Source organism: Streptomyces sp. SID11385, assembly GCF_010548245.1.
In the GTDB taxonomy this organism is placed as follows: Bacteria; Actinomycetota; Actinomycetes; order Streptomycetales; family Streptomycetaceae; genus Streptomyces.
In genome coordinates this window covers 1-5,101 of the sequence record NZ_JAAGLR010001029.1, presented here as the reverse complement: position 1 = coordinate 5,101, position 5,101 = coordinate 1, and the positions used below count along the sequence as shown (strand labels likewise).

General features: G+C 72.0%; 5 protein-coding genes. 1 reads left to right on the top strand and 4 read right to left on the bottom strand.

The features are described 5' to 3' along the window. The coding region (locus tag G3I42_RS31710) for an ABATE domain-containing protein (protein ID WP_203607615.1) at positions 1-252 on the bottom strand (252 nt) is incomplete at its 3' end. A gap of 139 nt (positions 253-391) precedes the next feature. Here G3I42_RS31710 and G3I42_RS31705 point away from each other — a divergent pair. Further along, entirely contained in the window at positions 392-1,165 is a 774-nt protein-coding gene (locus G3I42_RS31705; RefSeq protein WP_164291137.1) for a metallophosphoesterase, read from the top strand. Positions 1,166-1,342: 177 nt separating this feature from the next. Here G3I42_RS31705 and sucD read toward each other — a convergent pair whose 3' ends face one another. From sucD to G3I42_RS31690, 3 genes are all read right to left on the bottom strand, one after another. Continuing rightward, positions 1,343-2,227, bottom strand: coding sequence for a succinate--CoA ligase subunit alpha (sucD, locus tag G3I42_RS31700; protein WP_164291136.1), 885 nt, complete (start codon positions 2,225-2,227; stop codon positions 1,343-1,345). Positions 2,228-2,246: 19 nt separating this feature from the next. Continuing rightward, positions 2,247-3,422 carry an ADP-forming succinate--CoA ligase subunit beta gene (sucC, locus tag G3I42_RS31695; protein WP_164291135.1) on the bottom strand — a complete coding sequence of 392 codons (1,176 nt, stop codon included), beginning with the start codon at positions 3,420-3,422 and terminating at the stop codon, positions 2,247-2,249. A gap of 297 nt (positions 3,423-3,719) precedes the next feature. After that, positions 3,720-4,949: a VWA domain-containing protein gene (locus G3I42_RS31690; protein WP_203607614.1), complete on the bottom strand. Its 1,230-nt coding sequence runs from the start codon at positions 4,947-4,949 to the stop codon at positions 3,720-3,722. Positions 4,950-5,101: the final 152 nt, after the last annotated feature.

The following is a 5,101-nucleotide window of genomic DNA, read 5'->3' as shown; positions in this document are numbered from 1 at the left end:
GCCGGGCCGCACGCCGCGCGCGAACAGGGCCCGTACCGCGCCCCGCAGCGCCCGTACCTCGCCGCGCAGCGCCTCCGTCGCCTCCCACGCGTCCGTGTCCGCGCCCGGCAGGAGCGGCGCGGCCTCGGCGAGCCACGCGCGGAACCCGTCGAGCGTGTCGAGATCGTCGGCGACCCCGCCGTCACCGTCGTGGCGAATGGTGCTCGCGAGGGAGAGCGCGGCCCAGCGGCGCTCCTCCGGTTGCTCGGTCATCCCTCCATCATGCGGGCGCTCTTGACCACTCATCCGGAGACCCCCTACGTTTCTCACGTTAAAAGAAAGATTAACCGTTAGAAGACGCGTGGTGCGAGGCCCGGTGCGGCGCCGCCGCCCACGAGCCGGAGGGGGACCCATGCTTCTCGCGCACCTGAGTGACCTGCACCTCGACGGAACGGAGTACGCCGCCGCGCGGGCCCGTGCCGCCGTGGACCGGGTCCGCGCGGCGGGGGACGCCGTGGACGCGCTCCTCGTCACGGGGGACCTCGCGGACCACGGCGCCGAGAGCGAGTACGAGGAGGTGGCCGCCGTCCTCGCCGGGCTGCCGTTCCCCGTGCTGACCTGCCCCGGCAACCACGACGAACGCCGCGCCTACCGCAAGGTCCTGCGGGACGGGGCGAGCGGGGACGGGGCGAGCGGGGACGGGCCGGTCGACGAACTGCGCGTCCTGCGGCGGGACGGCGCGCCCGCGCTCGCCGTCCTCATGTGCGACTCCAGCATTCCCGGTACGAGCGCGGGCGCGCTGAGCGCCGGGACACTGGCCTGGATCGACACGAGCCTGACCGCGCTGCCGGACGACGTCCCCGCCGTCCTCGCCTTCCACCACCCCCCGGCCCGCCTCCACCACCCGCTCCCCGATCGCCTCCGCCTCACCCGCCCCGAGGACCTGGCGGACCTCCTCGCCCGCCACCCCCGCGTCCTCGCCCTCCTGACGGGACACGCGCACACCGCCGCGGCGACGAGCTTCGCGGGCGTCGCGCTCCGCTCGGCCCCGGCCGTCACGTACGCCCTGCGGCTGGCCTGGGAGGGCGAGGGCCACGCCGACGACACCCAGCCGCCCGGCCTCGCCTACCACGTACTCGCCCCGGGCGAACGCCACCTGACGACCCACTTCCGCGTCGCGGCGTGAGCACCCCGCCCGCGCGGCGCCCGTGCTCCTCGGCACGGCGGGCGGCCCGCACGTGCACGCCGCCCCTCGGAAAACGCCCGCGCCCCGTCCCCCACGCGCGAAGCGAATCGCGGTACGGGGACGGGGCGCGGGCGGAACGTGCGGGCGCTCCCTCGGGCCTGGGCGGCCCTGGGGGTGTCAGCCGTTGAGGATGGCGCGGGCCAGCTTGGCGGTCTCGGTCGGGGTCTTGCCGACCTTGACACCGGCGGCCTCCAGGGCCTCCTTCTTCGCCTGGGCGGTGCCGGAGGAGCCGGAGACGATGGCGCCGGCGTGGCCCATGGTCTTGCCCTCGGGCGCGGTGAAGCCCGCGACGTAGCCGACGACCGGCTTGGTGACGTTGGCCTTGATGTAGTCGGCCGCACGCTCCTCGGCGTCGCCGCCGATCTCACCGATCATGACGATGAGGTCGGTCTCCGGGTCGGCCTCGAAGGCCGCCAGGGCGTCGATGTGCGTGGTGCCGATGACCGGGTCGCCACCGATGCCGACGGCGGAGGTGAAGCCGATGTCGCGCAGCTCGTACATCATCTGGTACGTCAGCGTGCCGGACTTCGAGACCAGGCCGATGCGGCCCGGCTTCGTGATGTCGCCCGGGATGATGCCGGCGTTCGACTGGCCCGGCGTGATGAGGCCGGGGCAGTTCGGGCCGATGATGCGGGTCTTGTTGCCCTTGCTCTGCGCGTACGCCCAGAAGGCGGCCGAGTCGTGCACGGCGATGCCCTCGGTGATGACGACGGCGAGGCCGATCTCGGCGTCGATCGCCTCGACCACGGCGGCCTTCGCGAAGGCCGGCGGCACGAAGATGACGCTGACGTCGGCGCCGGTCTCCTTGATCGCCTCGGCGACGGAGCCGAAGACGGGGACGGAGGTGCCGTCGAAGTCGACGCTCGTGCCGGCCTTGCGCGGGTTCACGCCGCCGACGATGTTGGTGCCGTCGCCGAGCATGAGGCGGGTGTGCTTCATGCCGGTGGCGCCGGTCATCCCCTGGACGATGACCTTGCTTTCCTTGGTCAGGAAAATAGCCATGGTGTGGTGACCCGTTCCCTTACTTCGCAGCCGCGAGCTCGGCGGCCTTGTCGGCCGCGCCGTCCATGGTGTCCACGCGCTGCACGAGCGGGTGGTTGGCGTCCGACAGGATCTTGCGACCCAGCTCCGCGTTGTTGCCGTCGAGGCGGACGACGAGCGGCTTGCTGACGTTCTCGCCCTTCGACTTGAGCAGTTCGAGGGCCTGCACGATGCCGTTGGCGACCTCGTCGCAGGCGGTGATGCCGCCGAAGACGTTGACGAAGACCGACTTGACGTCGGGGTCGCCGAGGATGATCTCCAGGCCGTTCGCCATGACCTCGGCCGAGGCGCCGCCGCCGATGTCGAGGAAGTTGGCGGGCTTCACGCCGCCGTGGTTCTCACCGGCGTACGCGACGACGTCGAGGGTGCTCATGACGAGACCCGCGCCGTTGCCGATGATGCCGACCTCGCCGTCGAGCTTCACGTAGTTGAGGTTCTTCGCCTTGGCGGCGGCCTCCAGCGGGTTCGCGGCGGCCTTGTCCTCCAGCGCCTCGTGCTCCGGCTGGCGGAAGTCGGCGTTCTCGTCGAGCGAGACCTTGCCGTCGAGCGCGATGATCTTGCCGTCACCGGACTTGATCAGCGGGTTGACCTCGACGAGGAGGGCGTCCTCCTCGACGAAGACGGTCCACAGCTTCTGGAGCGCCTCGGCGATGCCGTCCTTGACGTCCTCGGGGAAGTTCGCGGCGTCGACGATCTCGCGCGCCTTCTCGGGGGTCACACCCTCGTTGGCGTCCACGGCGATCTTCGCGAGCGCCTCGGGCTTCGTCGCGGCGACCTCCTCGATCTCCATGCCGCCCTCGACGGAGGCCATGGCGAGGAAGGTGCGGTTGGTGCGGTCCAGGAGGAAGGAGACGTAGTACTCCTCCGCGATGTCCGCGGTCTGGGCCAGCATCACCTTGTGGACCGTGTGGCCCTTGATGTCCATGCCGAGGATCTGACCGGCCTTCTCGACCGCGTCGGTCGGGTCGGCGGCGAGCTTCACGCCACCGGCCTTGCCGCGGCCACCCACCTTGACCTGCGCCTTGACGACAGCCTTGCCGCCCAGTCGCTCCGTCGCCTCGCGCGCCGCCTCAGGCGTGTCGATGACTTCACCGGCCAGCACCGGTACACCGTGCTTGGCGAAGAGGTCCCTCGCCTGGTACTCGAACAGGTCCACGCGCGTCCGTCCCTACTCCGTGATCTTGCCGCTGTGCGGTCTGTCAATCCGTGGGCGTGCCGCGTCAGGGCGGCGTGACAGCTGGCCTTCGTCACTGAGAGAAGCGCACACGTCGTTGTTCCGGGTACGCGGCATGTCCGCCTGCCAGGCTATCGCCGTCCCGCCGTGGTCTCTAAATCGCGAGGTACGGGCGCAGCGGTGATACCTGTCACAGCGTGCCCCTGCCACTGGCACGGGGTGCCGCCCGCGTGGGGCCTCTGAGCTGGGGTTTTACGGGCTCCCGCACCGCCGCCCCGTTCACCGCGGCCCCCGCCCGGCGGGGGCCGTCTCGGGGTCGGGGACCGGCAGGGGGCGCTTCTCGATGGCGGCGGCCATGATCTCCGGGAAGAGGTCGGGCGTGCAGGCGAAGGCGGGGGCGCCGAGGGCCGCGAGGGCCGCCGCGTGCTCGTGGTCGTAGGCGGGGGCGCCCTCGTCGGAGAGCGCGAGCAGCGTCACGAACTGCACGCCCGCGGCCTTCATCGCGGCGACCCGCTTCAGCATCTCGTCCTTGATGCCGCCCTCGTAGAGGTCGCTGATGAGCACCACGACCGTCTCGCTCGGCCGGGTGATCTTCGACTGGCAGTACGCGAGCGCCCTGTTGATGTCCGTACCGCCGCCGAGCCGCGTCCCGAAGAGGACGTCGACGGGGTCGTCGAGCTGGTCGGTGAGGTCGACGACGGACGTGTCGAAGACGACGAGCCGGGTGGCGAGCGACCGCATCGAGGCGAGCACCGCGCCGAACACGGAGGCGTAGACGACGGAGGCGGCCATCGAGCCCGACTGGTCGATGCAGAGGACGACGTCCTTCTTGACGCCGCGCGCGGCCCGCCCGTACCCGATGAGCTTCTCGGGCACGACGGTGCGGTACTCGGGCAGGTAGTTCTTCAGGTTCGCCGCGATCGTCCGGTTCCAGTCGATGTCCTGGTGCCGGGGCCGGTTCACGCGCGCGCTGCGGTCGAGCGCGCCCGTGACGGTCTGCCGGGTCTTCGCGGCGAGCTTCTTCTCCAGCTCCTCGACGACCTTGCGGACCACGGCCCGCGCGGTCTCCTTCGTCGTCTCGGGCATCGCCTTGTTGAGCGAGAGCAGCGTGCCGACGAGGTGCACGTCCGCCTCGACCGCCTCCAGCATCTCCGGCTCCAGCAACAGCGCGGCGAGCCCGAGCCGTTCGATCGCGTCCCGCTGCATCACCTGGACGACGGACGTCGGGAAGTACGTACGGATGTCGCCCAGCCAGCGCGCCACGTCGGGCGCCGAACCGCCGAGCCCGCCCTGCCGCCGCGCGCCCCGCGCCTGCCCGTCGCCGCCGTCCCGTCCCCCGTAGAGCGCGGCGAGCGCCTTGTCCATCGCGAGGTCCCGCCCGCTCAGCGAGACCCCCGTCCCCTCCGCGCCCCGGTCCCCGCCGAGCACGAGCCGCCAGCGCCGCAAGCGCTCCCCCTCGGGAAGGACCTCGCCCACCCCGCCCGTCTCGCCCACCTTTTGGCCCGTCATGCGTTCCGCCCCCTTCTCCGTCTCCGTGTCCCGCGCCGCCACGCCCGTGCCTCCCGCGCCCGCGCCGCTCCTCACGCCGCCCGCCCCAGCAGCCGCAGCACCACCGGCACGACCGCCGCCGCGCGTGCCTCGTCCAGCCCCGCCCCGAAGCC

What these genes read in the sequence shown, in the direction of transcription:
- G3I42_RS31690 (WP_203607614.1), bottom strand. Translation starts at nt 4,949, where the DNA reads ATGACGGGCCAAAAGGTGGGCGAGACGGGCGGGGTGGGCGAGGTCCTT.
- sucD (WP_164291136.1), bottom strand. Translation starts at nt 2,227, where the DNA reads ATGGCTATTTTCCTGACCAAGGAAAGCAAGGTCATCGTCCAGGGGATG.
- G3I42_RS31705 (WP_164291137.1), top strand. Translation starts at nt 392, where the DNA reads ATGCTTCTCGCGCACCTGAGTGACCTGCACCTCGACGGAACGGAGTAC.